Annotated in this window: 24 protein-coding genes, 1 pseudogene and 1 riboswitch; of the genes and pseudogenes, 16 read left to right on the forward strand and 9 right to left on the reverse strand. The window is 60.1% G+C overall.

The features are described 5' to 3' along the window. Nucleotides 1-105 precede the first annotated feature (105 nt). Entirely contained in the window at nucleotides 106-783 is a 678-nt protein-coding gene (locus AC13QE_RS08345) for an alpha/beta hydrolase (protein WP_004108794.1), read from the reverse strand. A gap of 233 nt (nucleotides 784-1,016) precedes the next feature. Between AC13QE_RS08345 and AC13QE_RS08350 the strand changes: the two genes are divergently transcribed. The 8 genes from AC13QE_RS08350 to AC13QE_RS08385 all read left to right on the forward strand — a co-directional run bounded on the left by AC13QE_RS08350 (nucleotide 1,017) and on the right by AC13QE_RS08385 (nucleotide 8,858). Then, complete coding sequence (locus tag AC13QE_RS08350; RefSeq protein WP_488483314.1) at nucleotides 1,017-2,183, forward strand: cysteine desulfurase family protein; 1,167 nt, start codon at nucleotides 1,017-1,019, stop codon at nucleotides 2,181-2,183. 146 nt (nucleotides 2,184-2,329) lie between these two features. Further along, complete coding sequence (gene sufB / locus AC13QE_RS08355) at nucleotides 2,330-3,799, forward strand: Fe-S cluster assembly protein SufB (RefSeq protein WP_015340014.1); 1,470 nt, start codon at nucleotides 2,330-2,332, stop codon at nucleotides 3,797-3,799. 71 nt (nucleotides 3,800-3,870) lie between these two features. Beyond that, nucleotides 3,871-4,626: a Fe-S cluster assembly ATPase SufC gene (gene sufC, locus AC13QE_RS08360; protein WP_092716448.1), complete on the forward strand. Its 756-nt coding sequence runs from the start codon at nucleotides 3,871-3,873 to the stop codon at nucleotides 4,624-4,626. Between the two features lie 22 nt (nucleotides 4,627-4,648). Then, nucleotides 4,649-5,923, forward strand: a complete 1,275-nt coding sequence (gene sufD, locus AC13QE_RS08365) for a Fe-S cluster assembly protein SufD (protein WP_488483315.1) — start codon at nucleotides 4,649-4,651, stop codon at nucleotides 5,921-5,923. Nucleotides 5,924-5,938: 15 nt separating this feature from the next. Next, nucleotides 5,939-7,180 (forward strand): cysteine desulfurase, encoded by a 1,242-nt coding sequence (locus AC13QE_RS08370; RefSeq protein WP_488483316.1) that lies wholly within the window; start codon nucleotides 5,939-5,941, stop codon nucleotides 7,178-7,180. 11 nt (nucleotides 7,181-7,191) lie between these two features. Continuing rightward, nucleotides 7,192-7,572 (forward strand): SUF system Fe-S cluster assembly protein, encoded by a 381-nt coding sequence (locus tag AC13QE_RS08375; protein WP_015340010.1) that lies wholly within the window; start codon nucleotides 7,192-7,194, stop codon nucleotides 7,570-7,572. A gap of 76 nt (nucleotides 7,573-7,648) precedes the next feature. After that, nucleotides 7,649-8,038 (forward strand): Fe-S cluster assembly scaffold SufA, encoded by a 390-nt coding sequence (gene sufA, locus AC13QE_RS08380; RefSeq protein WP_285202695.1) that lies wholly within the window; start codon nucleotides 7,649-7,651, stop codon nucleotides 8,036-8,038. 127 nt (nucleotides 8,039-8,165) lie between these two features. Next, the gene (locus tag AC13QE_RS08385; protein ID WP_488483347.1) at nucleotides 8,166-8,858 is read left to right on the forward strand and encodes a ZIP family metal transporter; all 693 of its coding nucleotides are present in this window, start codon (nucleotides 8,166-8,168) and stop codon (nucleotides 8,856-8,858) included. A 12-nt stretch (nucleotides 8,859-8,870) separates the two neighbouring features. On the opposite strand, the gene AC13QE_RS08390 is transcribed toward AC13QE_RS08385, so the two are convergent. The 4 genes from AC13QE_RS08390 to gcvT all read right to left on the reverse strand — a co-directional run bounded on the left by AC13QE_RS08390 (nucleotide 8,871) and on the right by gcvT (nucleotide 13,668). Then, nucleotides 8,871-9,131: an addiction module antidote protein gene (locus AC13QE_RS08390; protein ID WP_132716737.1), complete on the reverse strand. Its 261-nt coding sequence runs from the start codon at nucleotides 9,129-9,131 to the stop codon at nucleotides 8,871-8,873. A 148-nt stretch (nucleotides 9,132-9,279) separates the two neighbouring features. After that, the gene (gcvP, locus tag AC13QE_RS08395) at nucleotides 9,280-12,144 is read right to left on the reverse strand and encodes an aminomethyl-transferring glycine dehydrogenase (RefSeq protein WP_488483317.1); all 2,865 of its coding nucleotides are present in this window, start codon (nucleotides 12,142-12,144) and stop codon (nucleotides 9,280-9,282) included. After that, nucleotides 12,144-12,506, reverse strand: coding sequence for a glycine cleavage system protein GcvH (gene gcvH / locus AC13QE_RS08400; RefSeq protein ID WP_132716735.1), 363 nt, complete (start codon nucleotides 12,504-12,506; stop codon nucleotides 12,144-12,146). Before gcvH ends, gcvP begins: the two co-directional genes overlap by 1 nt. A 25-nt stretch (nucleotides 12,507-12,531) precedes the next feature. Then, nucleotides 12,532-13,668 (reverse strand): glycine cleavage system aminomethyltransferase GcvT, encoded by a 1,137-nt coding sequence (gene gcvT / locus AC13QE_RS08405; RefSeq protein ID WP_488483318.1) that lies wholly within the window; start codon nucleotides 13,666-13,668, stop codon nucleotides 12,532-12,534. A 148-nt stretch (nucleotides 13,669-13,816) separates the two neighbouring features. Beyond that, nucleotides 13,817-13,904: riboswitch (glycine riboswitch) on the reverse strand. A gap of 168 nt (nucleotides 13,905-14,072) precedes the next feature. On the opposite strand from gcvT, the gene AC13QE_RS08410 reads away from it, so the two are divergent. The 8 genes from AC13QE_RS08410 to AC13QE_RS08445 all read left to right on the forward strand — a co-directional run bounded on the left by AC13QE_RS08410 (nucleotide 14,073) and on the right by AC13QE_RS08445 (nucleotide 20,411). Next, nucleotides 14,073-14,606, forward strand: coding sequence for a copper chaperone PCu(A)C (locus AC13QE_RS08410; protein ID WP_488483319.1), 534 nt, complete (start codon nucleotides 14,073-14,075; stop codon nucleotides 14,604-14,606). A gap of 184 nt (nucleotides 14,607-14,790) precedes the next feature. After that, complete coding sequence (locus AC13QE_RS08415) at nucleotides 14,791-15,789, forward strand: RluA family pseudouridine synthase (RefSeq protein ID WP_488483320.1); 999 nt, start codon at nucleotides 14,791-14,793, stop codon at nucleotides 15,787-15,789. After that, nucleotides 15,786-16,439, forward strand: coding sequence for an HAD-IA family hydrolase (locus tag AC13QE_RS08420; protein WP_015340000.1), 654 nt, complete (start codon nucleotides 15,786-15,788; stop codon nucleotides 16,437-16,439). Before AC13QE_RS08415 ends, AC13QE_RS08420 begins: the two co-directional genes overlap by 4 nt. Before the next feature lie 9 nt (nucleotides 16,440-16,448). Then, the gene (locus tag AC13QE_RS08425; RefSeq protein WP_488483321.1) at nucleotides 16,449-17,234 is read left to right on the forward strand and encodes an ATP12 family chaperone protein; all 786 of its coding nucleotides are present in this window, start codon (nucleotides 16,449-16,451) and stop codon (nucleotides 17,232-17,234) included. 144 nt (nucleotides 17,235-17,378) lie between these two features. Next, entirely contained in the window at nucleotides 17,379-17,774 is a 396-nt protein-coding gene (locus AC13QE_RS08430) for a hypothetical protein (RefSeq protein WP_488483322.1), read from the forward strand. 63 nt (nucleotides 17,775-17,837) lie between these two features. Further along, nucleotides 17,838-19,370, forward strand: coding sequence for an acyl-CoA carboxylase subunit beta (locus AC13QE_RS08435; RefSeq protein ID WP_132716729.1), 1,533 nt, complete (start codon nucleotides 17,838-17,840; stop codon nucleotides 19,368-19,370). A gap of 123 nt (nucleotides 19,371-19,493) precedes the next feature. Continuing rightward, nucleotides 19,494-19,886 (forward strand): DoxX family protein, encoded by a 393-nt coding sequence (locus AC13QE_RS08440; RefSeq protein ID WP_488483323.1) that lies wholly within the window; start codon nucleotides 19,494-19,496, stop codon nucleotides 19,884-19,886. 138 nt (nucleotides 19,887-20,024) lie between these two features. Next, on the forward strand, nucleotides 20,025-20,411 hold the full coding sequence (locus tag AC13QE_RS08445) for a DoxX family protein (protein ID WP_488483324.1): 387 nt from the start codon (nucleotides 20,025-20,027) through the stop codon (nucleotides 20,409-20,411). A gap of 11 nt (nucleotides 20,412-20,422) precedes the next feature. Here AC13QE_RS08445 and sugE read toward each other — a convergent pair whose 3' ends face one another. The 4 genes and pseudogenes from sugE to AC13QE_RS08465 form a co-directional block, all read right to left on the reverse strand. Beyond that, entirely contained in the window at nucleotides 20,423-20,737 is a 315-nt protein-coding gene (sugE, locus tag AC13QE_RS08450; RefSeq protein WP_488483325.1) for a quaternary ammonium compound efflux SMR transporter SugE, read from the reverse strand. Nucleotides 20,738-20,871: 134 nt separating this feature from the next. Next, nucleotides 20,872-21,708 carry an S-formylglutathione hydrolase gene (gene fghA / locus AC13QE_RS08455; RefSeq protein ID WP_488483326.1) on the reverse strand — a complete coding sequence of 279 codons (837 nt, stop codon included), beginning with the start codon at nucleotides 21,706-21,708 and terminating at the stop codon, nucleotides 20,872-20,874. Beyond that, nucleotides 21,705-22,169, reverse strand: a complete 465-nt coding sequence (locus AC13QE_RS08460) for a YaiI/YqxD family protein (protein WP_488483327.1) — start codon at nucleotides 22,167-22,169, stop codon at nucleotides 21,705-21,707. Before AC13QE_RS08460 ends, fghA begins: the two co-directional genes overlap by 4 nt. A 74-nt stretch (nucleotides 22,170-22,243) precedes the next feature. After that, nucleotides 22,244-22,526: pseudogene (locus AC13QE_RS08465) on the reverse strand (S-(hydroxymethyl)glutathione dehydrogenase); the annotation flags it as partial.

Consider the following 22,526-nt stretch of genomic DNA (forward strand, 5'->3'; position numbering starts at 1 on the left):
TTCGGCAAAATGCGCAGCAGATTTTCGACCGGAATGTGTAAAACAGCAAGATTGAGCGTTTCCGTGTTTCAAAGAACGGCGGAAACGCTCTGAGAGGGCTGCTTCTTAGCGAATGCGCTTGGCAGCCGGTTCCGGCACCAATTCGCCGTTCAGGCGACGATCGAGATAATCCTCACATTCGCCGAGCAGCGTTTCGACCTGACCGTTGAAGAAGTGGTTGGCGCCCGGAACCACCTTGTGCGTGATCAGGATGCCCTTCTGGGTCTTCAGCTTCTCGACGAGGCCGTTGACGTCCTTTTCCGGAGCAACCTTATCCGCATCGCCGTTGATGATCAGGCCGGACGAGGGGCAGGGCGCCAGGAAGGAGAAGTCGTAGATATTCGGCTGCGGCGCGATCGACATGAAGCCTTCGATTTCCGGACGGCGCATCAGAAGCTGCATGCCGATCCAGGCGCCGAAGGAGTAGCCGGCAACCCAACAGCTCTTCGAATCGGGATGAAGGCTCTGCACCCAGTCGAGTGCAGAGGCAGCATCGGAAAGCTCGCCGGCACCGTGGTCGAATTCGCCCTGGCTGCGGCCGATGCCGCGGAAATTGAAGCGGAGCGTGGTGAAGCCGCGCTTCTGGAACATATAGAAGAGCTGGTAGACCACCTGATTGTTCATCGTACCGCCGAACTGCGGATGAGGATGAAGGATAATCGCGATCGGGGCGCTCTTTTCCTTGGAGGGCTGATAGCGGCCTTCAAGGCGACCCGCGGGGCCGTTGAAAATTACTTCGGGCATCGATACTCCGGCTCTTCTTTTTCTGCGTTCAAACCATACGGCACGCAGCAAGTTGACTTGACGAATGCGCTCATCTTTTCTAGAACGCAGTTTAGAACAATTCGAAACTTGATGCGGTGGTCCGTGCGTTGTTTGTGCAACGGTTTGTGGAACGTGTCATAAGGCATGCCCGGCTGAAATTTCAAGGAAAATGAGCCGGTCGCAGCAAAGCAAAGTCGCGCAGGAAGAAGATTATGGCTGCAACACGCCTCTATCTCGACTGGAATGCTACCGCGCCGCTCCATCCGGCGGCCCGCGAAGCCATGCTGCGTGCTATGGATATTCAAGGCAACCCCAATTCCGTTCACGGTGAAGGTAGGGCAGCGCGCGCAGCTGTCGAGGCCGCACGCCGGCAGGTCGCGGCTCTTGCGGGCGCAGAAGCTGCCCACGTCGTTTTCACCAGCGGCGCCACCGAAGCGGCCAATATGGTGCTGACGCCGGAATTCCGAATGGGGCGCACGCCGCTTGTCGTCAGCCACCTATATATATCGGCTGTCGAGCATCCGGCCGTGCGCGAAGGCGGGCGATTTGCCAGGGATAATGTCAGCGAAATACCGGTGACATCGGACGGTACGGTCGATCTTGCTGCACTGGAGGCCACGCTCGCTGCCCACGACAAGGCGAGCGGCTTGCCGATGGTTGCCATCATGCTCGCCAATAATGAGACCGGAATTGTCCAGCCTGTCGGCGAAGCGGCCAAGCTCGTTCAGGCCGCGGGCGGCCTTTTCGTGGTGGATGCCGTTCAGGCGGCTGGTCGCGTTCCGATCGATATCAATGCGATCGGCGCGGATTTTCTGATCGTCTCCTCCCACAAGATCGGCGGTCCCAAGGGTGCCGGCGCGCTCGTCTCGCGTGGCGAGGTGTTGATGCCGAAGCCGTTGATCCATGGCGGCGGTCAGGAAAAGGGTCATCGTTCGGGAACAGAAAACACGCTTGCCATCATCGGCTTCGGTGCGGCTGCCGAGGCTGCTGCCGCAGATTTCGAGGTTCGCAACGCCGCGATCGCTTCGTTGCGCGGCCGGCTGGAGGCGGGCATGGAGCTGGCGGCGCCGGATGTCATCATTCATGGAAAGGATGGCCCGCGTGTTCCGAACACCAGCTTCTTCACGCTGCCCGGACTGAAATCCGAAACCGGCCAGATCGCCTTCGATCTTGAAGGGGTTGCCATATCGGCCGGCTCAGCCTGCTCGTCGGGCAAGGTCGGTGAGAGCCATGTGCTCGTGGCGATGGGATGTGACCCGAAACTCGGGGCTCTCCGCATTTCGCTGGGGTCGACTACAACCGAAGCGGATATCGATCGCGCAATCGCCGCGTTTGCCCGCATCGCGGGAAGGCGCAAGCTGGCGGGCGCGGCGGCCTGACGGCCACAATTTTGCGGAAACCGAAATTTCCGCTTGCCAAGCGGGGTGAAAAGTCCCTTTTGGCCGACTACATAAGGGGCAGACATAAGTCTGCCGCAACGTTGACAAGCTGCCGGACCTTGGATCCGGCGAGATTGGAGAACGAAATGCCTGCAGTCCAGGAAACGGTCGATCAGGTTCGCCTGATTGACGTGGACCAATACAAGTATGGTTTTGAGACCATCATCGAAATGGACAAGGCTCCCAAGGGTCTGTCCGAAGACATTGTCCGTTTTATTTCCGCCAAGAAGCAAGAGCCGGAATGGATGTTGGAATGGCGTTTGGAAGCCTATCGCCGCTGGCTGACGCTGGAAGAGCCGACATGGGCGCGCGTCGACTATCCGAAGATCGACTTCAACGACATCTACTACTACGCCGCGCCGAAGAAGTTCGCTGGCCCGAAGTCGCTCGACGAAGTCGACCCGGAACTCCTGAAGACCTATGAGAAGCTTGGCATTCCACTGCGCGAGCAGGAGATTCTTGCCGGCGTCGAGAAGCCGAAGATCGCCGTCGATGCAGTGTTCGATTCCGTTTCGGTCGTCACCACCTTCAAGGAAGAGCTGAAGAAGGCCGGTGTGATCTTCATGTCGATCTCGGAGGCCATTCGCGAGCATCCGGATCTGGTGCGCAAGTATCTCGGCTCCGTCGTGCCGACCTCGGATAATTTCTATGCGACGCTGAATTCGGCCGTCTTCACCGATGGCTCCTTCGTCTTCGTGCCGAAGGGCGTTCGTTGCCCGATGGAATTGTCGACCTACTTCCGCATCAACGAGAAGAACACCGGCCAGTTCGAGCGCACGCTGATCATCGCCGAAGAAGGTGCCTACGTCTCCTATCTCGAAGGCTGCACGGCACCGCAGCGCGACGAAAACCAGCTGCATGCCGCCGTCGTCGAGCTCGTTGCGCTCGATGACGCCGAGATCAAGTATTCGACCGTCCAGAACTGGTATCCGGGCGACAAGAACGGCAAGGGCGGCATCTACAACTTCGTCACCAAGCGTGGCGATTGCCGCGGTCATCGCTCCAAGATCTCCTGGACGCAGGTCGAGACCGGCTCCGCGATCACCTGGAAGTATCCGTCCTGCATCCTGCGCGGCGATGACAGCCGCGGCGAGTTCTACTCGATCGCCGTTTCGAACGGTCATCAGCAGGTCGACAGCGGCACCAAGATGATCCACCTCGGCAAGAACACCTCGAGCCGCATCGTCTCGAAGGGCATCGCCGCCGGCGTCTCGCAGAACACCTATCGCGGTCAGGTTTCGGCTCACCGCAAGGCGTCGAACGCGCGTAACTTCACGCAGTGCGACTCGCTGCTGATCGGTGACAAGTGCGGCGCCCATACGGTGCCCTACATCGAGGCGAAGAACTCGACGGCGCAGTTCGAACATGAGGCCACGACGTCGAAGATTTCCGAAGACCAGCTGTTCTACTGCCTGCAGCGCGGTATCCCGACCGAAGCGGCGATCGCACTGATCGTTAATGGCTTCGTCAAGGAAGTGCTGCAGGAGCTGCCGATGGAATTCGCCGTCGAAGCGCAGAAGCTGATCGGCATCTCGCTCGAAGGCAGTGTTGGCTGACGCGCCCGAACCAGAATTAGCTTTGGCGCGCCGTGCGCGCCGCACCTTCATTCCTGCGATAGGATACTAAAATGCTTGAAATCAAGAACCTGCACGCCCGTATCGCCGAAGACGGCACCGAGATCATCCGTGGTCTGAACCTGACGGTGAAGGCTGGCGAAGTCGCTGCCATCATGGGTCCGAACGGCTCCGGCAAGTCGACGCTCTCCTACATTCTCGCCGGCCGGGAGGATTATGAAGTCACCGAGGGTGATATCCTCTATAATGGCGAGAGCATCCTGGAGCTCGACGCTGCCGAGCGCGCTGCCAAGGGCATCTTCCTGGCGTTCCAGTATCCGGTCGAAATCCCCGGCGTTGCTACCATGCAGTTCCTGAAGGTAGCGCTGAACGAGCAGCGCAAGGCGCGCGGTGAAGACGAGCTGACGACGCCGGATTTCCTGCGCCGCGTCAAGGACGCTGCCGCCAAGCTGCAGATCAACATGGACATGCTGAAGCGCCCGCTCAACGTCGGCTTCTCCGGTGGTGAAAAGAAGCGCGCCGAAATCCTGCAGATGGCGCTGCTCGAGCCGCAGCTTTGCGTGCTCGACGAAACAGACTCCGGCCTCGATATCGATGCGCTGAAGATCGTTGCCGATGGTGTCAACGCGCTGCGTTCTCCGGACCGCGCCGTGATCGTCATCACCCACTATCAGCGCCTGCTAGACTATATCGTTCCGGACACCGTTCACGTGCTCTACAAGGGCCAGGTGATCAAGTCCGGCGACAAGACGCTGGCGCATGAGCTGGAAGCCAACGGCTATGCCGACATCATCGGTGCTGCAGCCTGATCGAGGCGGAAAGGACACGTCGATGAACATTCAGACGACGAACCGCCTGACGTCAGCCGAAACGGCGCTGATCGAGGCGTATAACGACCAGATGGGCGACTTGCCTGGCGATGGCGAGGTTTTCGCCGTCCGTGATCGCCTGCTCGACGAGCTGAAGACCGCCGGCCTGCCGACGCGTCGCGTCGAGGCTTGGCATTATACCGATTTCAAGAACCTGCTGCGTCTGGTGCCGAGCGACATCGGCAAGGGTCTTGCGGAAGCACTGCCGGCGACGGTTGAAGGATCGCCAGTTATTGCCGTCCTTCAGGGCAAAGCAAGCGAGAAGGCATCGGTGAAGAATTTGACCGTTGCGCGCTACGCCGACAGCTTGATCAACGGCACGGCTGCTGTCGGGCTCGAGGCGCTTGGCAAGGATGACGCTATCGGGCGCATCAATGCGAGCTTCGTGCGTGACGGTTATGTCATCGATTTTCCTGATGGTACCGAACTCCAAGCGCCTCTGGAAGTGCAGTTCATCCATGCCGGCGGCCAGATCCACAGCCGCCTGCCGGTTACATTCGGCGCCGACGTCAAGGCGACCTTTATCGAGCGTCATCAGGCGGTCGAAGGCGCTGCCGCGCTGGTTTCCTCGGTGAGCGAAGTCAAGATCGGCAAAGGGTCCGAGATCACCTGGATTATCCTGCAGGAGCAGGGCAGTGAAGATACCCATCTCGGCCAGCTCCGCATCGATCTCGGAGAAGATGCCAAGCTGAAGCTGTTCGTCATCAACGCCGGCGGCAAGCTGGTGCGCCAGGAACTGTATATCAAGGTAGCGGGCGAGGGCGCCGATCTGACGCTGCGCGGCATCAACCTGCTCGGCGGCGATACGCATACCGACGTGACGATGGTGCTTGGTCATGATGTTCCGAACACAGGTTCCACCGAAGTTATCCGCAATGTGGTCTTCGACCGCGCTCGCGGCGTCTTCCAGGGCATGATCCGGGTTGCTCCGGATGCGCAGAAGACCGATGCCAAGATGGCCTGCAACACGCTGCTGATGTCCGACGATGCCGAGTTCTCGGTGAAGCCGGAGCTTGAAATCTTCGCCGATGACGTTCAGTGCGGCCATGGTGCCACTGTCGCGGATATCGACGGCAACCATCTCTACTATCTGATGGCGCGCGGCATTCCGGAGAAAAAGGCGCGGGCCATGCTCGTCAACGCCTTCGTGGCCGAGATCGTCGAGGAACTGGAAGATGAAGCCCTGGTCGAGGCGCTGGAAGGCGTTATCTCGGCCTGGCTGGAAAAGCACGCCTGATTGGAGGCAAAGCCCGTGGACAAGATCGTGCCGGCAACGGCCTATGATGTCGAAGCCATCCGCCGGGATTTTCCGATCCTGACGAAGACGGTGCACGGCAAGCCGCTCGTCTATCTCGACAACGGCGCCTCCGCCCAGAAGCCGCAGGTCGTCATCGATGCTATCTCGCATGCCTATTCCAACGAATATGCGAATGTGCATCGCGGCCTGCACTTTCTGTCCAATGCTGCGACGGAAGCCTATGAAGCGGCTCGCGAAAAGGTGCGCCGCTTCCTGAATGCGCCGTCGGTCGACGATATCGTCTTTACCAAGAACTCGACGGAGGCGATCAACACGGTCGCCTACGGCTGGGGCATGCCTAAGATCGGCGAGGGCGACGAGATTGTCGTCTCCATCATGGAGCATCACTCCAATATCGTTCCCTGGCATTTCATTCGCGAGCGTCAGGGCGCGAAGCTCGTCTGGGTGCCAGTCGACGACGAGGGCGCGTTCCATATCGAGGATTTTGAAAAGAGCCTGACGGAGCGCACCAAACTCGTCGCCATCACGCATATGTCGAATGCGCTTGGAACTGTCGTTCCTGTGAAGGAAGTGTGCCGTATCGCCCATGAACGCGGCATCCCGGTGCTGATCGATGGCTCGCAGGGCGCGGTGCACATGCCCGTCGACGTGCAGGATATCGATTGCGACTGGTATGTCATGACCGGCCACAAGCTCTATGGTCCCTCGGGCATCGGCGTTCTCTACGGCAAGAAGGAGCGGCTTGCCGAGATGCGGCCGTTCCAGGGTGGCGGAGAGATGATCTTCGATGTCACCGAGGAAAACGTCACCTATAACGAGCCGCCGCACCGCTTCGAAGCGGGAACGCCGCCGATCGTTCAGGCGATCGGTCTTGGCTACGCGCTTGATTATATGGACAGCATCGGGCGCGAGGCGATTGCCAGGCACGAGGCTGATCTGGCTGCCTATGCGGCGGAACGGCTGCGCGATATCAATTCGCTGCGCGTCATCGGCACGGCGCCAGGCAAGGGTGGCATCTTCTCCTTCGAGCTCGCGGGAATACACTCCCACGACGTCTCGATGGTGATCGACCGCCAGGGTGTGGCGGTTCGTGCTGGCACGCATTGCGCCCAGCCGCTCTTGAAACGCTTCGGCGTCACCTCCACATGCCGTGCATCGTTCGGCATGTACAATACGCGAGCCGAGGTGGATGCCTTGGCCGATGCACTGGAATATGCACGGAAATTCTTTGCCTGAGGAGGCAAGCGATGTCACTCGACGAAAGCGAACAGAAGATCGACGTACGCGAAGGGATCGTGCATTCCAGCATCCCTGCAGATGAACTGGCGCGCCTCAGCGACGACATCATCTCTGCGCTGAAAACGGTCTACGATCCGGAAATTCCCGCCGATATCTTCGAACTTGGCCTGGTCTACAAGATCGATATCGAAGACGACCGCATGGTGAAGATCGTCATGACGCTGACTGCACCGGGTTGCCCGGTTGCCGGCGAAATGCCGGGCTGGGTCGAAAATGCCGTCGGCGCCGTCGAAGGCGTTTCCGGTGTCGACGTCAGCATGACCTTCGATCCGCCGTGGACGCCGGATCGCATGTCGGAAGAAGCGCAGGTCGCCGTCGGTTGGTATTGAAGCTTTAGGCCGCCGGCTTTACATTGAGACTCGAAGCGCCGGATCTTGACCCCGGTTGCGGAAGGAGAATGAGCCCATGGGCTTCGCAATCATGAGCATGACGGACGCGGCAGCTGCCCGCGTCAAGGCGATCGTCGAAAATTCCGGTCCCGATGCCAAGGGCGTTCGCGTCGGCATCAAGAAGGGCGGCTGCGCCGGGATGGAATATACCATCGATCTGGTGACCGAGCCGAATGCGAAGGACGATCTGATCGAGCGCGATGGCGCAAAGGTCTGGGTTGAGCCCTCGGCCGTCCTCTATTTGCTCGGCACAGAAATGGGCTTCGAGACGACGACCTTGCGCTCGGGCTTCATCTTCACCAATCCGAACCAGACATCGGCCTGCGGCTGCGGCGAATCCGTCGAATTGAAACCTGCCGATCTCGCCGCACTGGCGGCGCAACGACAGGCTGCGCAACCCGCCTAAATACACCTCCTGTATTTCACCTTGCAGCATTTCGTGCTTTGATCGATGGATGCTGAGGGTCTTCCATCGCCCTCGGCTGACCAGCGGCTTCGAGCCGGATGAGGTCGAGCCGCGCAAGGGAGATCTTATGGCGACTGCGGCATGGGTTTACACATTGATCCCGGCGGCAGCAGCCATCGCGGGTGCCGCGGTTGCGGTGAATACGCGGCCGGGGCCTAATCTTGTCAGCGCAATCCAGCATTTTGCAGCCGGCGTCGTGTTTGCCGCCGCCGCCGGAGAAATTCTGCCTGATGTCATGCATCGCGGTTATCCCCTGGCGACGGTGATCGGCGGCGCTATTGGTGTTGGCGTGATGTTGCTGGTCAAGCAGTTGGAAAACTGGGCCAAGGGGCCGGTCGGTCTTCTGGCTGCCATCGGCATCGACATCCTGATCGACGGGCTCGTGCTGGGCATCGGTTTTGCAGCGGGGCCGAAAGTCGGCTTGCTGCTGACCATCGCCCTGACGATCGAGGTGCTATTCCTTGGTTTGACGGTGGCGAACGAACTTGGTGAGAGCGTCCGTTCTCGAACGAAGATCGTCGCGGTGACGGCAGCGCTTGCGCTGCTGCTGCCGATCGGCGCCTTGCTGGGAACACCGATCGCTTCATTGCCCGGCCCGATTCTGACTGGCTTCTTTGCGTTCGGGCTGATTGCGCTGCTTTATCTGGTCACCGAGGAACTGCTGGTCGAAGCCCATGAAACACCCGACCGCCCCTGGGTGACCGCTATGTTCTTTGCGGGCTTTCTCGTGTTGCTTCTGCTTGAGGAGGCGATCGGCTAGCGGCTGAAAGTTTCAGTTAGCTGCCGAAACGGGCGTCAGCTTGAGGCCAAGCGCCTTGACGACTTTCAAGATCGTTGCAAATTCGGGATTGCCGTCGCCGCTGAGCGCGCGATAAAGCGCTGAGCGGTTCATGCCGACATCCTTGGCAAGCTTGCTCATGTTGCGCGTGCGCGCGACTTCGCCCAGCGCCTTGGCGATCGAGGCCGGATCGTCGGTTTCGAAGGCGGCGGCGATGTAGGTGTCGGGGTTGTCCACGTCGAATCGTTCCGGCATAAATCTGAATTCCAAGGTCCCACCGTGGCGTCATCAAAAACGCCGCGCATCCTTTCGGACATGCGGCGTTTTCATAGACAAGTTTCGCAATAGATTTATGTCTGTTTCCAGCGAAGCGACTGAACCGCTTCGCTTTTTTGTAAAAATCCTATTCTGCGGCCTCGGCGTAGGATTCCAGCGGCGGGCAGGTGCAGATCAGGTTCCGGTCGCCATAGACATTGTCGATGCGGTTGACCGGCGACCAGTATTTGTCGACGCGGAATGCGCCGGGCGGGAAGCAGGCCTGTTCGCGCGAATAGGGGCGATCCCATTCGCCGACAAGGTCTTCCACCGTGTGCGGCGCATTCTTCAACGGATTGTTGGCCTTGTCCATCCGCCCGTCCTCAATAGCGCGGGCTTCCTCACGGATGGCCAGCATCGCCTCGCAGAAGCGGTCGAGCTCTGCCTTGGTTTCCGATTCGGTCGGCTCGATCATCAGCGTGCCCGCAACAGGCCAGCTCATGGTTGGGGCATGGAAGCCGCAATCGATCAGGCGCTTGGCAACGTCGTCGACCGTCACACCGGCGCTTGCGGCCAGCGGGCGGGTGTCGATGATGCATTCATGTGCCACGCGCCCATCCTTGGACTTGTAGAGCACGTCATAGGCGCCCTTCAGCCGGGCAGCGATGTAGTTGGCGTTGAGGATTGCCACCTTCGTCGCCTGCGTCAGGCCTTCGCCACCCATCATCAGGCAATAGCTCCAGGAGATCGGCAGGATGGAGGCAGAACCAAAGGCTGCCGCCGAGACCGCTCCGCTGCGGCCGTCCGTTTCCGGATGGCCGGGCAGGTGGGGCGCCAGATGCGCCTTGACGCCGATCGGGCCCATGCCGGGACCGCCGCCGCCATGCGGGATGCAGAAGGTCTTGTGCAGGTTCAGGTGGCTGACATCGGAGCCGATATCGCCGGGACGCGACAGGCCGACCATGGCGTTCATGTTGGCGCCGTCGAGATAGACCTGACCGCCATGCTTGTGCACGAGATCACAGATCTCCTTCACCGTCTCCTCGAAGACGCCGTGCGTCGAAGGGTAGGTGATCATGCAGCAAGAGAGGCTGTCGGCATATTGCTCGGTCTTGGCGCGGAAATCGGCCATGTCGATATCGCCGTCGTCGCTGACTTTCACGACCACGACCTTCATGCCCGCCATCTGTGCCGAGGCGGGGTTGGTGCCGTGCGCGGAGGTCGGGATGAGGCAGATGTCGCGGTGACCTTGGCCATTGGCAATGTGGTAATTGCGGATGGTGAGGAGGCCGGCATATTCACCCTGTGCGCCGGAATTCGGCTGCATGGAGAAGGCGTCATAGCCGGTTACGGCGCAGAGCTTGTCAGTGAGGTCATCGATCATTTCGCGGTAGCCGAGCGCCTGATCGGCCGGGACGAACGGGTGGATATCCGAAAATTCCGGCCAGGTGATCGGCAGCATTTCCGCCGTCGCGTTCAGCTTCATGGTGCAGGAGCCGAGCGGGATCATCGAGCGGTCGAGCGCCAGGTCGCGGTCCGAAAGACGACGAATGTAACGCGTCATCTCGCTTTCGGCACGGTTCATGTGGAAGATCGGATGTGTGAGGTATTCGCTGGTGCGCAGCAGAGTCTTCGGCAGGCGATAGGACGGCTCGAAATCGGCGATGCGGAAATCGCCGCCGAAAGCGCGCCAGACGGCTTCCACCGTTGCCGGGCGCGTGCGCTCGTCCAGGCTGATGCCGATCTTGGTTTCACCAACCTTGCGCAGGTTGACGCCTTCGGCGACGGCTGCACGCAGGATCAGACCCTGCATGTGGCCGACCTCGACGGTGATCGTGTCGAAGAAGGTTTCAGGCTCAACGATATAGCCGAGCTTTTCCAGGCCCTTGGCCAACAGCACGGCCTTCTGGTGGACCTGTTGTGCGATCGCCTTCAAGCCCTGCGGACCATGGAAGACCGCATACATGGAGGCCATGACGGCGAGGAGCACCTGGGCGGTGCAGATGTTCGACGTCGCCTTTTCGCGGCGGATATGCTGCTCGCGGGTCTGCAGCGAGAGGCGATAGGCGCGATTGCCGCGTGCGTCGACCGAGACGCCGACGAGACGACCGGGCATGGAGCGCTTGTAGTCGTCCTTGACGGCCATAAACGCGGCATGCGGCCCGCCGTAGCCAACCGGAACGCCGAAGCGCTGCGACGAGCCGATGGCGATATCCGCACCCATTTCACCGGGGGATTTCAGCAGGGTCAGCGCCAGGAGATCGGTCGCCATGATGGCGATGGCGCCGGTCTGGTGCAGGCGGGCGATCAGGCCGCTGAAATCGTTGATTTGGCCGTGCGTGCCCGGATACTGGAAGATAGCGCCGAAGACGTCGACCGGATCGAGATCGGTGAAGGGATTGCCGACGATGACGGTCCAGCCGAGCGGCTCGGCGCGGGTCTTGATCAGCGCTACGGTCTGTGGGTGGCATTCGGCATCGACGAAGAAGGCTTTTGCCTTCGATTTTGCGACGCGTTCTGCCATTGCCATGCCTTCGGCTGCAGCCGTTGCTTCATCGAGCAAGGAGGCGTTCGCGACATCGAGACCGGTGAGGTCGCTGATCATCGTCTGGTAGTTCAGCAGTGCCTCGAGGCGGCCTTGGCTGATCTCGGGCTGGTAGGGGGTATAGGCGGTGTACCAGGCGGGGTTCTCCAGAATATTGCGCTGGATGACCGGCGGCGTGATCGTGCCGTAGTAGCCCTGGCCGATGAGCGAAACGAGAACCTTGTTCTTGTTGGCGGTCTCGCGCAGACGGTCGAGCGCCTCGCGCTCCGTCATCGCTGCGCCCCAGGCGAGCGGCGCCGTCTGGCGGATCGCCGGCGGCAACGTCGCGTCGATCAGGCCGTCAAGGCTCTTATAGCCGATCACCTTGAGCATATCGGCCATCTCCGACGGAGACGGGCCGATATGACGGCGGTTGGCGAAATCGTATGGCTGGTAATCGGTGAAGGTGAATTCCGTAGGCGTGGCCATTATCCGATCAGCTCCTTGTAACCGGATTCATCAAGAAGGCCATCGAGATCCCCGATGTTCTTCAGCTTCAGCTTGAAGAACCAGCCAGCACCCATGGGGTCGGAGTTGACGAGGGCCGGATCGGCAGTGATGGCTTCGTTGATTTCCGTGATTTCCCCGTCGAGCGGACAATAGACTTCGGAGGCTGCCTTGACGGATTCGACGGTTGCCGCGTCGGCTCCCTTGGAGAAGCTGGCACCGACCTCGGGCAATTCCACGAAAACGAGATCGCCGAGCTGTTCGGCTGCGTGGGCCGTGATGCCCACGATTGCGACATCGCCTTCGACCTTCAGCCACTCGTGTTCTTCGGTGAATTTCAGCATGGATAATCCTCTCTGGAAAAGACGTTCAGCGTTTGTAGGTGGGTTTGATGAAAGGCAGGGCGCTGACGGCGACGGGCAGATATTTGCCGCGTACTTCAGCGTAAACGGTGGTGCCGGGGGCTGTGAACTCGGTCGGCACGTAGCCCATGGCAACCGGGGATTCGACGCTCGGGCCAAAACCGCCCGAAGTGACTTCGCCGATCTCCGTCTTGCCTTCGGCATCGGCATAAAGCTTGGAGTGGCCGCGCACTGGTGCCTTGCCATCCGGCTTCAGGCCGACGCGACGCCGCGTGGTGCCGCCATCGAGTTCGCCGAGGATGCGGGTTGCGCCGGGGAAGCCGCCGGCGCGGACACCGCCGGTCTTGCGGGCCTTCTGGATCGCCCATTCGAGTGCACCTTCGATCGGCGTCGTCGTCTGGTCGATATCGTTGCCATAAAGGCAGAGGCCGGCCTCCAGGCGCAGCGAGTCACGGGCGCCGAGGCCGATCGGCTGTACATCCGGGTGCTCCAGCAGCCGCTTGGCGATATCCTCGGCCTTATCGGCCGGGACGGAGATTTCGAAACCGTCTTCGCCGCTATAGCCGGAGCGCGAGACGAGGCAGGAGACATCGTGGAGGCGACAATGGCGCACGTCCATGAATTTCATATGGGCGATATCGGCCCAGAGCTCGGCAACCACGTCGACGGCGCGGGGTCCCTGCAGGGCAATGAGCGCGCGATCGAGTAATGTAACTTCGCAGCTATCGCCGATATGCTCTTGAAGATGCTTGAAATCCTGCTCCTTGCACGCAGCGTTGACGACGACGAAAAGATAGTCGTCCATGTGGGCGATCATCAGATCGTCGAGGATGCCGCCCTTGTCGTCGGTGAAGAAGCCATAGCGCTGGCGATTTTCAGCGAGGCCGAGAATATCGACCGGCACCAGGCTTTCCAGTGCCAGGGCCGCATCCTCATATTTGCCTGAGCGTGCGCGGATCGTCACCTGACCCATATGCGACACGTCGAACAGGCCGGCAGAGGATCTGGTCCAAAGATGTTCCTTCAGCACGCCTGGCGCATATTGCACGGGCATGTCGTAGCCTGCGAACGGCACCATGCGGGCGCCGAGGGACACATGCAGGGCATGAAGGGGGGTGGTCTTGAGGGCAGCGGTCTCGTCCAAATGACGCCTCCGGGTTTTGCGCTCGTTTCGAAGCGCAGAGCTCACAATTTCGGCGCGGTTGCGCCTGACGATGAGCCCCCTCTGTCTGTTTGCCTGAGATTGTTATCCCTTCGGCGAACGCTTGCGCGCTTCTCTCCAGAGTTCCGTCTGCCCCTTGCTGGTCCTTTGGCCTGAGAGTTTCCGGGGCGGTTGCTCCTTCGGCACCGGCTTACGCCGGATTCTCCCAACAAGGTTGACAGCCATTATCCGGTCCCGGCGGAAGATGGCAAGGGGCAAATGTCGTCGCTGAACAAATTTTTGTCGCGCCGATCAATCCTGCGTTTCCTAATGAATACGGGCCTTTGCAACAGAGATGGGAGAGGCTATCCCTTCTCATCGATTGAGGAGCCGGGCAGGAGACAAAGATGAACCGCAACTACGCAGCCGCATTGCTGATGTCCATTGGCGCATTTTCGCTTCCTTCCAGTGGAGCGATGGCTGAGGACACCGGCACGATGAAATCCATGCCCGGTATGCACATGGATGCGGGTGCGGCGCCTTCCGGCTCCGCGACTGCCAAACTTGGCGATCTCGATATCAGTGGCGGCTATGTTCGCGCCATGCTTCCCGGCCAACCGGTCGGTGGCGGCTATATTACCATCCACAATACCGGCAAGACCGACGACAAACTCACTTCTGTCACCTCTTCAGCTGCCGGCAAGGTGGAGCTGCACGAGATGAAAATGGAAGGCGAGATCATGAAGATGCGCGAGGTGAAAGGCGGCATCGCCATTCCCGCCGGCGCGACGGTGACGCTCGCGCCGAATACGATGCACATGATGTTCAAGCAGGTAAAGACGCCTTTCAAGCAGGGCGGCACGGTGCCCGTGATGCTGATGTTCGACAAGGCAGGCATGGTCGACATCAATCTGCCCGTCATATCGGCCAAGGGAAATTGAGCCAGAAAATTATCCTGCCGTATAATTCCGGTTTCCACTTTTCCTCGAAATGCTCTAAAGCCACGTCAAAAGGCCGGGAAATCTCTGGCCGCGGGGCTGATGCCCTGTCGTTTGAATTTGCATGGTCCGCCGAACGCAGGTTTGGCAATGCTTGGGACATGCCGCGGTATTTGAAAGAAGAAGAATGGCCGGGATTGAGCATATTAAGGTCGAGCCTGACGAGGCCGGCATGCGCCTGGACCGCTGGTTCAAGGTGCATTTTCCAGGGCTCGGCTTCGGGCAACTGCAAAAGCTGATGCGTTCGGGCCAGGTGCGTGTCGATGGTGGCCGCGTGAAGACGGATGCCCGCGTACAGCCGGGGCAGGTGGTGCGCGTGCCGCCGCTCGATGTCGACGCCAAGGGGCCGAAAGGCGGGCCTATTGCCAGCAACGACCTCAAGCACTCCGGCGACGCCGAACTTCTTGCGCGCATGCTGCTGCATGAAGACGACAAGGTCTATGTCCTGAACAAGCCGGCAGGCCTCGCCGTGCAGGGCGGTTCCGGCCTGACCCGCCATATCGACAAGATGCTCGAGGCATGGACCAGCAAGAAAGGCGAGAAGCCGCGCTTGGTACATCGTCTTGACCGCGACACGTCAGGCGTCCTCGTCGTTGCCCGTACCCGGGGTGCGGCGCAGAAGCTGACGGCAGCGTTCCGCGAGCGCGATACCAAGAAGACCTATTGGTCGCTGGTCAAGGGCGTGCCGCGCAAGCATGAGGACAAGATCTCCACCTGGCTGGTGAAGGAAGCGACGGCCGATGGCGACCGTATGCGCATCGCCAAGCATGGAGAAGAGGGCGCCGATCACGCCATCTCCTACTATCGCGTGCTCGAGACCGCAGCGCAGAGCCTAGCCTGGCTGGAAATGGAGCCTTATACCGGCCGTACCCACCAGTTGCGTGTCCACGCGCTGCATATGGGCCATCCGATCATCGGCGACCCCAAATATTTCGATGACGATCCGAACTGGGATTTTCCGGGCGGTGTCCAGAAGCGCCTGCATCTGCATGCGCGCCATATCGATATCCCGCATCCGAGCGGCGGACGCCTGCGCGTCACCGCGCCTTTGCCGCCGCATATGGTTCAGACCTGGAACCTTCTCGGTTTCGATATGGAATCGGCAAGGGAGCCGGACGACGAATGAAGCTGGTCCTATTCGATTGTGACGGCACGCTGGTCGACAGCGCGCGGCTGATCCATGAGGTTATGGCGCGCACCTTCGTGGCCTTCGGCTATAAGCGCCCCGATGTTTCTGCGACGAAATCGATCATCGGCCTGACGCTCGATATCGCGATTGCCCGCCTGCAGGGCAAGCCGCATGTCGACGACGAAGCGATCGCGATGACGGCGCATTACAAGTCGATCTTTCCGGAGGTGCGAGACGAGGCCGACATGCAGACGCCGCTTTTCGACGGCATCAAGCCGCTGATCGAGACGCTTGCGGCCCGCGATGAACTGCTGATCGGTGCAGTGACCGGTAAATCCCGTCGCGGCTTGACCCATATCCTTGAGGTCAACGACTTCGCGCCCTATTTCATTGTCTCGCGCACCGCCGACGACTGCCCGTCCAAGCCGCATCCGGCGATGGTCACGGAATGCTGCGACGAGACTGGCATGGATCCGCACGATACGATCGTGATCGGCGACGCCATCTACGACATGCAGATGGCGAAGTCGGCGGGTGCGACTGCCATCGGCGTTGCCTGGGGCTATGCTTCCGTCGAGGAGCTACTGGCGGCAGGCGCCGATGCCATCGCCCACCATCCGAACGATTTGTTGAGCCATATTCTCTGAGGTGACGCCATGCGCGACCTGTTGAACGATCTTTCCGAAGGTCTCAGCCATCCCGATCCGATCCGCCGTGCTCAGATCCAGATGAAGAAGCCGTTGCCGAAACGCTTCTATAAGGATGTGACGATCAGCGCGGACGAGGGCGGTCACGCCATCGCTCTGGATGGCAAGGTAGTGAAGACGCCGGCGCGGCACTCCCTGGCCATGCCGACGGAAGCGCTTGCCAGGCTGGTGGCTGCAGAATGGGTGCGACAGGTCGACGTGATCGATCCCGCGAGCATGCCTGTGACGCGCCTCGTCAATACCGCCATCGATGGCGTTGCGACGGAGAGCCAGGCTGTATTCGACGAAATCGTCCGCTTCTCCGGCAGCGATCTGCTTTGCTACCGCGCCGACGGTCCCGAGCGGCTCGTCGAGCGGCAGTCGCAGCGCTGGAATCCGGTGATCGAATGGGCAGCGCGCGACCTAGGCGCCCGCTTCATCCTGGCCGAAGGCGTCATGCACCAGGAACAGCCTAAAGAGGCTATCGCGGCCTTCGCCGCTGCTTTGCGCGAGTTTGACACACCGATGGAACTCGCGAGCTTGCACACGATCACGACTCTGACCGGTTCGGCGATCCTGGCGCTGGCCTTTGCGAAAGGTTTCCTGCCGCTTGCCGAGGTCTGGTCGCTCGCTCATCTCGACGAGGATTGGACAATCGAGCATTGGGGCAGCGACGAAGAAGCCGAGCAGCGCCGTGCACAACGTTTTGAGGAGTTTCAGGCCGCGGCCGCGGTTTTTTCCGCGCTTCGCAGTTGAATATTGTTGATTTCCAGTCCTTTATATCGATCTGCATATCTTGCAAATTCGAAAGTCGGGGCAGGGATCATGTTGTTGTGGAGGCCGAGAGCCATACCGGCGCTCGTGGGATGTCTGGCGTTGGCCGCTTGCTCGAGCTGGTCCGTGGATCCTCCGCCTCCAACCTATGCCGTGCGCAGCGCAACCGTCGTAGCCGATCAGGCGCTGCCGCCGGTGTCGCCGGCACTGGTTGCAGCCGTCAATGATCGCGTCAACGCCGCGATCGCCGCTACGAGCTTCGGTCCGCAATTGCCACAGGTTGCCATCACAGTCCGACTGAGCGACGTGCGCAAGGCGCGCGGCTTCAATCGCGACCGCAGCAGCGCCAAGATCAATATCGATGCTGCGGCAGCCGATGGCGGCGCTGTGATTGCCATGGCATCGTTCGAGACCAGAACTGTCGCTCCTGATCCTGCCACCGCCGATGAGCTGATGGCGGAAGACATCGCCGCGCGGGTTCGTTCCATCTTTTCGCTGAACACACCACGGCTCGCAAACTAAGCCAACAGCTTCAAACAGGGCTCGCGCCATGCTAAGCCCGAGCGATGATGGAGAGAGGGCCGCATGAAGGAAATCCTGCAGGAACTGGAACGCCGTCGCGAGATTGCAAGGCTCGGCGGCGGGCAGGTGCGCATCGACGCGCAGCACGCCCGCGGCAAGCTGACGGCTCGTGAGCGCATCGATATCTTCCTCGATGAGGGCTCTTTCGAAGAGTTCGATATGTTCGTCGAGCATCGCTCGACCGATTTCGGCATGGACAAGAGCAAGATTGCCGGCGACGGCGTCGTGACCGGCTGGGGCACGGTCAACGGACGAACTGTCTTCATTTTTGCCAAGGATTTCACAGTCTTCGGTGGATCTCTTTCAGAGGCACATGCGGAAAAGATCACCAAGGTGCAGGACATGGCGCTAAAGAACCGGGCGCCGATTATCGGAATCTACGATGCCGGCGGCGCCCGCATTCAGGAAGGCGTGGCCGCACTCGGCGGTTATGCTGAGGTATTCCAGCGCAACGTACTGGCCTCCGGCGTCATTCCGCAGATTTCCGTCATCATGGGCCCCTGCGCCGGCGGTGACGTCTATTCTCCAGCCATGACCGACTTCATCTTCATGGTTCGCGACACCTCCTATATGTTCGTCACCGGGCCGGATGTGGTGAAGACCGTTACCAACGAGACCGTGACATCCGAGCAGCTCGGCGGTGCCTCGGTGCACACGACGAAATCCTCGATTGCGGATGCCGCCTACGACAATGATGTCGACACGCTCCTGCAGGTGCGCCGGCTCATCGATTTCCTGCCGCAGTCGAACACGGCCGCGGTGCCGGAGATCGAGTGCTATCAGTCGGTGACGGCACCGGATAATTCGCTCGATACGCTGATCCCGGCGAATGCCAACAAGCCCTACGACATCAAGGAACTGATCCTGAAGGTGGCGGACGAGGGCGATTTCTTCGAAATCCAGGAAAGCTTCGCCAAGAACATCGTCTGTGGCTTTGGCCGCATCGAGGGCGCCACGGTCGGCTTCGTCGCCAATCAGCCGATGGTGCTTGCCGGCGTGCTCGACAGCGACGCGTCGCGGAAGGCTGCGCGTTTCGTACGTTTCTGCGATTGCTTCAATATCCCGATCGTCACCTTCGTCGACGTGCCGGGCTTCCTGCCGGGAACGGCACAGGAATACGGCGGCCTGATCAAGCACGGCGCCAAGCTGCTATTCGCCTATGCAGAAGCGACTGTTCCGAAGCTCACGGTTATCACCCGCAAGGCCTTCGGCGGCGCCTATGACGTCATGGCCTCCAAACACCTGCGCGGCGATCTCAACTACGCCTGGCCGACAGCGCAGATCGCCGTCATGGGCGCCAAGGGTGCCGTAGAAATCATCTTCCGCAAGGATATCGCCGATCCGGAGAAAATCGCGGCTCATACGAAGATGTATGAAGACCGTTTCCTGTCGCCCTTCGTTGCTGCGGAGCGCGGTTACATCGACGAGGTGATCATGCCGCGCTCGACTCGGCGCCGGCTGGCCCAGGGTCTCAGAATGTTGCGCAACAAGGATCTGACCAATCCCTGGAAGAAGCACGACAACATCCCCCTTTGAGTCCGTGACAACACGTCACGGATATCACACGGAAAATTGATCCGACGTCAGAAGCCGTGTTTTCACGTTCCCGGTCGTGCGCACTATTGCTTCCTCGTGGGGGAGTTAAAACTGGAGTTTAACATGGCGCTTTCCGATCGGCTGAATCAATATCAGCCCTATGCTCTTACTGTCTTGCGCGTCGTCACCGGCGCGTTGTTCATCGAACACGGCTTGCAGAAGCTGTTTGGCTTTCCGCTCGGCGGTCAGTTCCCAAGCCCGCTGCCGACCTTGCTTCTGGTTCAGGGTATCCTTGAAGTTATCGGTGGATTGGCAACGATCGTGGGCTTCTTTACCCGTCCGGTCGCGTTCATTCTGTGCGGCAACATGGCGGTCGCCTATTTCATGGCGCATTATCCGAAGAATTTCTTTCCGGCCAACAACGGCGGTGACGCAGCGATTCTCTATTGCTTCGTCTTCCTATTCCTGATCTTCGCCGGCCCGGGCCTGCTCGCGATCGACAACAACAAGAAGTAACCAACCTCTCCGTCGGACTCGGTTGAATTGCCGGGTCCGGCGAATAAATTCGTCTCTCGCGTGTTTACTTCGTAATCAGCGAAACGAGAGCACTTCTGACAGGATCTCCTTCGCATCCCCTATCGAACGGAGATCCTCATGTCATTTTCCGAGCGCTTGTCGCCCTACCAGCCTGCAGCCCTTGCAATTCTGCGAATCATAACTGCGCTGCTGTTCATCGAACATGGCACGCAAAAGGTCTTCGGCTTTCCGCCGGCGCCTTACGAAATCACGACGCTGTTCTTCGTGGCTGGGATCATCGAGCTCTTGGGCAGTGTCCTGATCTTGCTCGGGCTTTTCACCCGGCCGATCGCCTTTCTCCTGAGCGGTGAAATGGCGATAGCCTACTTCATGGTGCATATGCAGATCGACTTCTTCCCGGCCAACAATCAGGGAGATGGGGCGATCCTGTTCTGCTTCATCTTCCTGTTTCTGGTGTTTGCCGGGCCGGGAATCTGGGCGCTGGACAATCGCCAGCGCCGATGACTGCTGTCGTCTTAAGCGGCAAGCTTCAAACCGGCTATGCCGGCCACGATGAGGCCAATGCAGAGCAGCCGCACAAAGGTCGCGGGATCACCGAGCAACCATATGCCAAGGAGAACCGTGCCGACGGTGCCGATACCGGTCCAGACCGCATAGGCCGTGCCCATGGGGAGGGTCTTTACGGCCAGACCGAGCAGCACGACACTGATGACCATGGAAATAACGGTGAGAACAGTCGGCACCAGCCGGGTGAACCCCTCGGTATATTTCAGGCCGACGGCCCAGCCGATTTCGAACAGACCTGCAAGGAAAAGCAGGAACCAAGCCATTTTACGCTCCTTTGTTAAGAGCGAGGCCGTCCCCGCGATATCTACGGCCGATTTTGGATGTCGGCCGCCGCAGTCGTCTGCGTGCTTCCTATATGCCTTTGCCGACTGCCTATTTCAAGGCGATCGTACTACCTTTACTTTTCCAACCGTTCGGCATGCCACTTCAGGTGATCGTCCATGAAGCTGGAGATGAAATAGTAGGAGTGGTCGTAGCGCTCGTGCATACGCAGCGTCAGGCTGATATCCGTGCCCTTGATTGCGTCTTCGAACAGCCATGGGCGCAATCCGTTTTCGAGGAAGCTGTCGGCCTTGCCCTGGTCGATCAGGAACTCGGGGAAGCGGGCGCCGTCTTCGACGAGCGCGCAGGCGTCATAGCGGCGCCAAGCGGCCTTGTCGCTGCCCAAATATTTCTCCAGCGCAGGGGCGGACCAATCGGCTGTCGACGGCTCTACGATGGGAGCAAAAGCGGAGCAGCTCTTGAAGCGGTCCGGGTTCTTCAGCGCGATCGTCATGGCGCCGTGGCCGCCCATGGAATGGCCGAAGATGCCCTGACGGCTCATGTCGGCGCGGAATTGCCTGGCGATGAGAACGGGCAGTTCCTCGGTGATGTAAGTGTACATCTGATAGTTTTCGGCCCAGGGCGTCTCGGTGGCGTCGAGATAGAAGCCAGCGCCTTTGCCCATCTGCCAATTGGTCAGCTCATCCGGCACGTCATTGCCGCGCGGGCTGGTGTCGGGGCAGACGATGATTATACCAAGCTCGGCGGCCATGCGGCGGTATTCGCCCTTTTCCATGACATTGGCGTGGGTGCAGGTGAGGCCGGAAAGATACCAGAGAACCGGTCGGGGCTCCTTGACAGCCTGCGGCGGCACGAAGACGGCGAAGGTCATCTCGCATTTGCAAGCTTCGGACTCATGCGAGAAGACACCCTGCATGCCGCCAAAGGCGGTGTTCTGGGAAATGATGTTCACGGCTGGCCTCCAGGCGTTTGATGGGCTTTTGAACGCCGGCAGAGCCGGTCGAAAGTTTCGAGAAAGGTGGAGCGGTCGCGCGGCGAGAAGGCGGCGTTGTAGCCCTTGCTCTCACCGGTTTCGCGAAGATGTGCGCCGAGGTCGCGCATGGCGGTCGCCATGCCGATATTCGTCTTGTCGAACACGCGGCCGGTTGGTCCCGTCACAAGCGCGCCGGTCGCAACGCAACGGCCCGCGAGCGGCACGTCGGCGGTGACGACGATGTCGCCAGCACCTGCGTGTTCGGCGATCCAGTTATCGGCGGCATCGAAGGCATTGGAGACGATGACGTTGTGCACCATCGGGTCGCGCGACGGCCGCAATCCCGAATTGGCGACGAAGGTCACCTCGATGCCGTGGCGTTCGGCAACCTTCAGGATTTCCGGCTTGACCGGGCAGGCGTCGGCATCGACATAAATCATGATATCAAATCTTTTCAGCTATATGCGGCGATTTTCTCATGCGCCGCATACATCTTGCCAAGTGGCTTTTACCGTCAATACAGCACGACGCTACGGATGCTTTCGCCGGAATGCATCAGTTCGAAACCCTTGTTGATGTCGTCGAGGGGCATGGTGTGGGTGATCATCGGATCGATCTCGATCTTGCCTTCCATGTACCAGTCGACGATCTTCGGAACGTCGGTGCGGCCACGCGCGCCGCCGAAGGCCGTTCCCATCCACGAGCGGCCCGTCACCAGCTGGAACGGACGCGTCGAGATCTCCTGGCCGGCGCCGGCAACGCCGATGACCACCGACTTGCCCCAGCCGCGATGGCTG

The sequence above is a fragment of the Martinezella sp. CNPSo 3957 genome (assembly GCF_057784395.1).

Coding starts and splice junctions, on each gene's coding strand:
- AC13QE_RS08345 (WP_004108794.1), bottom strand. CDS start 783: ATGCCCGAAGTAATTTTCAACGGCCCCGCGGGTCGCCTTGAAGGCCGC.
- AC13QE_RS08350 (WP_488483314.1), top strand. CDS start 1,017: ATGGCTGCAACACGCCTCTATCTCGACTGGAATGCTACCGCGCCGCTC.
- sufB (WP_015340014.1), top strand. CDS start 2,330: ATGCCTGCAGTCCAGGAAACGGTCGATCAGGTTCGCCTGATTGACGTG.
- sufC (WP_092716448.1), top strand. CDS start 3,871: ATGCTTGAAATCAAGAACCTGCACGCCCGTATCGCCGAAGACGGCACC.
- sufD (WP_488483315.1), top strand. CDS start 4,649: ATGAACATTCAGACGACGAACCGCCTGACGTCAGCCGAAACGGCGCTG.
- AC13QE_RS08375 (WP_015340010.1), top strand. CDS start 7,192: ATGTCACTCGACGAAAGCGAACAGAAGATCGACGTACGCGAAGGGATC.
- sufA (WP_285202695.1), top strand. CDS start 7,649: ATGGGCTTCGCAATCATGAGCATGACGGACGCGGCAGCTGCCCGCGTC.
- AC13QE_RS08385 (WP_488483347.1), top strand. CDS start 8,166: ATGGCGACTGCGGCATGGGTTTACACATTGATCCCGGCGGCAGCAGCC.
- AC13QE_RS08390 (WP_132716737.1), bottom strand. CDS start 9,131: ATGCCGGAACGATTCGACGTGGACAACCCCGACACCTACATCGCCGCC.
- gcvP (WP_488483317.1), bottom strand. CDS start 12,144: ATGGCCACGCCTACGGAATTCACCTTCACCGATTACCAGCCATACGAT.
- gcvH (WP_132716735.1), bottom strand. CDS start 12,506: ATGCTGAAATTCACCGAAGAACACGAGTGGCTGAAGGTCGAAGGCGAT.
- AC13QE_RS08410 (WP_488483319.1), top strand. CDS start 14,073: ATGAACCGCAACTACGCAGCCGCATTGCTGATGTCCATTGGCGCATTT.
- AC13QE_RS08415 (WP_488483320.1), top strand. CDS start 14,791: ATGGCCGGGATTGAGCATATTAAGGTCGAGCCTGACGAGGCCGGCATG.
- AC13QE_RS08420 (WP_015340000.1), top strand. CDS start 15,786: ATGAAGCTGGTCCTATTCGATTGTGACGGCACGCTGGTCGACAGCGCG.
- AC13QE_RS08425 (WP_488483321.1), top strand. CDS start 16,449: ATGCGCGACCTGTTGAACGATCTTTCCGAAGGTCTCAGCCATCCCGAT.
- AC13QE_RS08435 (WP_132716729.1), top strand. CDS start 17,838: ATGAAGGAAATCCTGCAGGAACTGGAACGCCGTCGCGAGATTGCAAGG.
- AC13QE_RS08440 (WP_488483323.1), top strand. CDS start 19,494: ATGGCGCTTTCCGATCGGCTGAATCAATATCAGCCCTATGCTCTTACT.
- AC13QE_RS08445 (WP_488483324.1), top strand. CDS start 20,025: ATGTCATTTTCCGAGCGCTTGTCGCCCTACCAGCCTGCAGCCCTTGCA.
- sugE (WP_488483325.1), bottom strand. CDS start 20,737: ATGGCTTGGTTCCTGCTTTTCCTTGCAGGTCTGTTCGAAATCGGCTGG.
- AC13QE_RS08460 (WP_488483327.1), bottom strand. CDS start 22,169: ATGATTTATGTCGATGCCGACGCCTGCCCGGTCAAGCCGGAAATCCTG.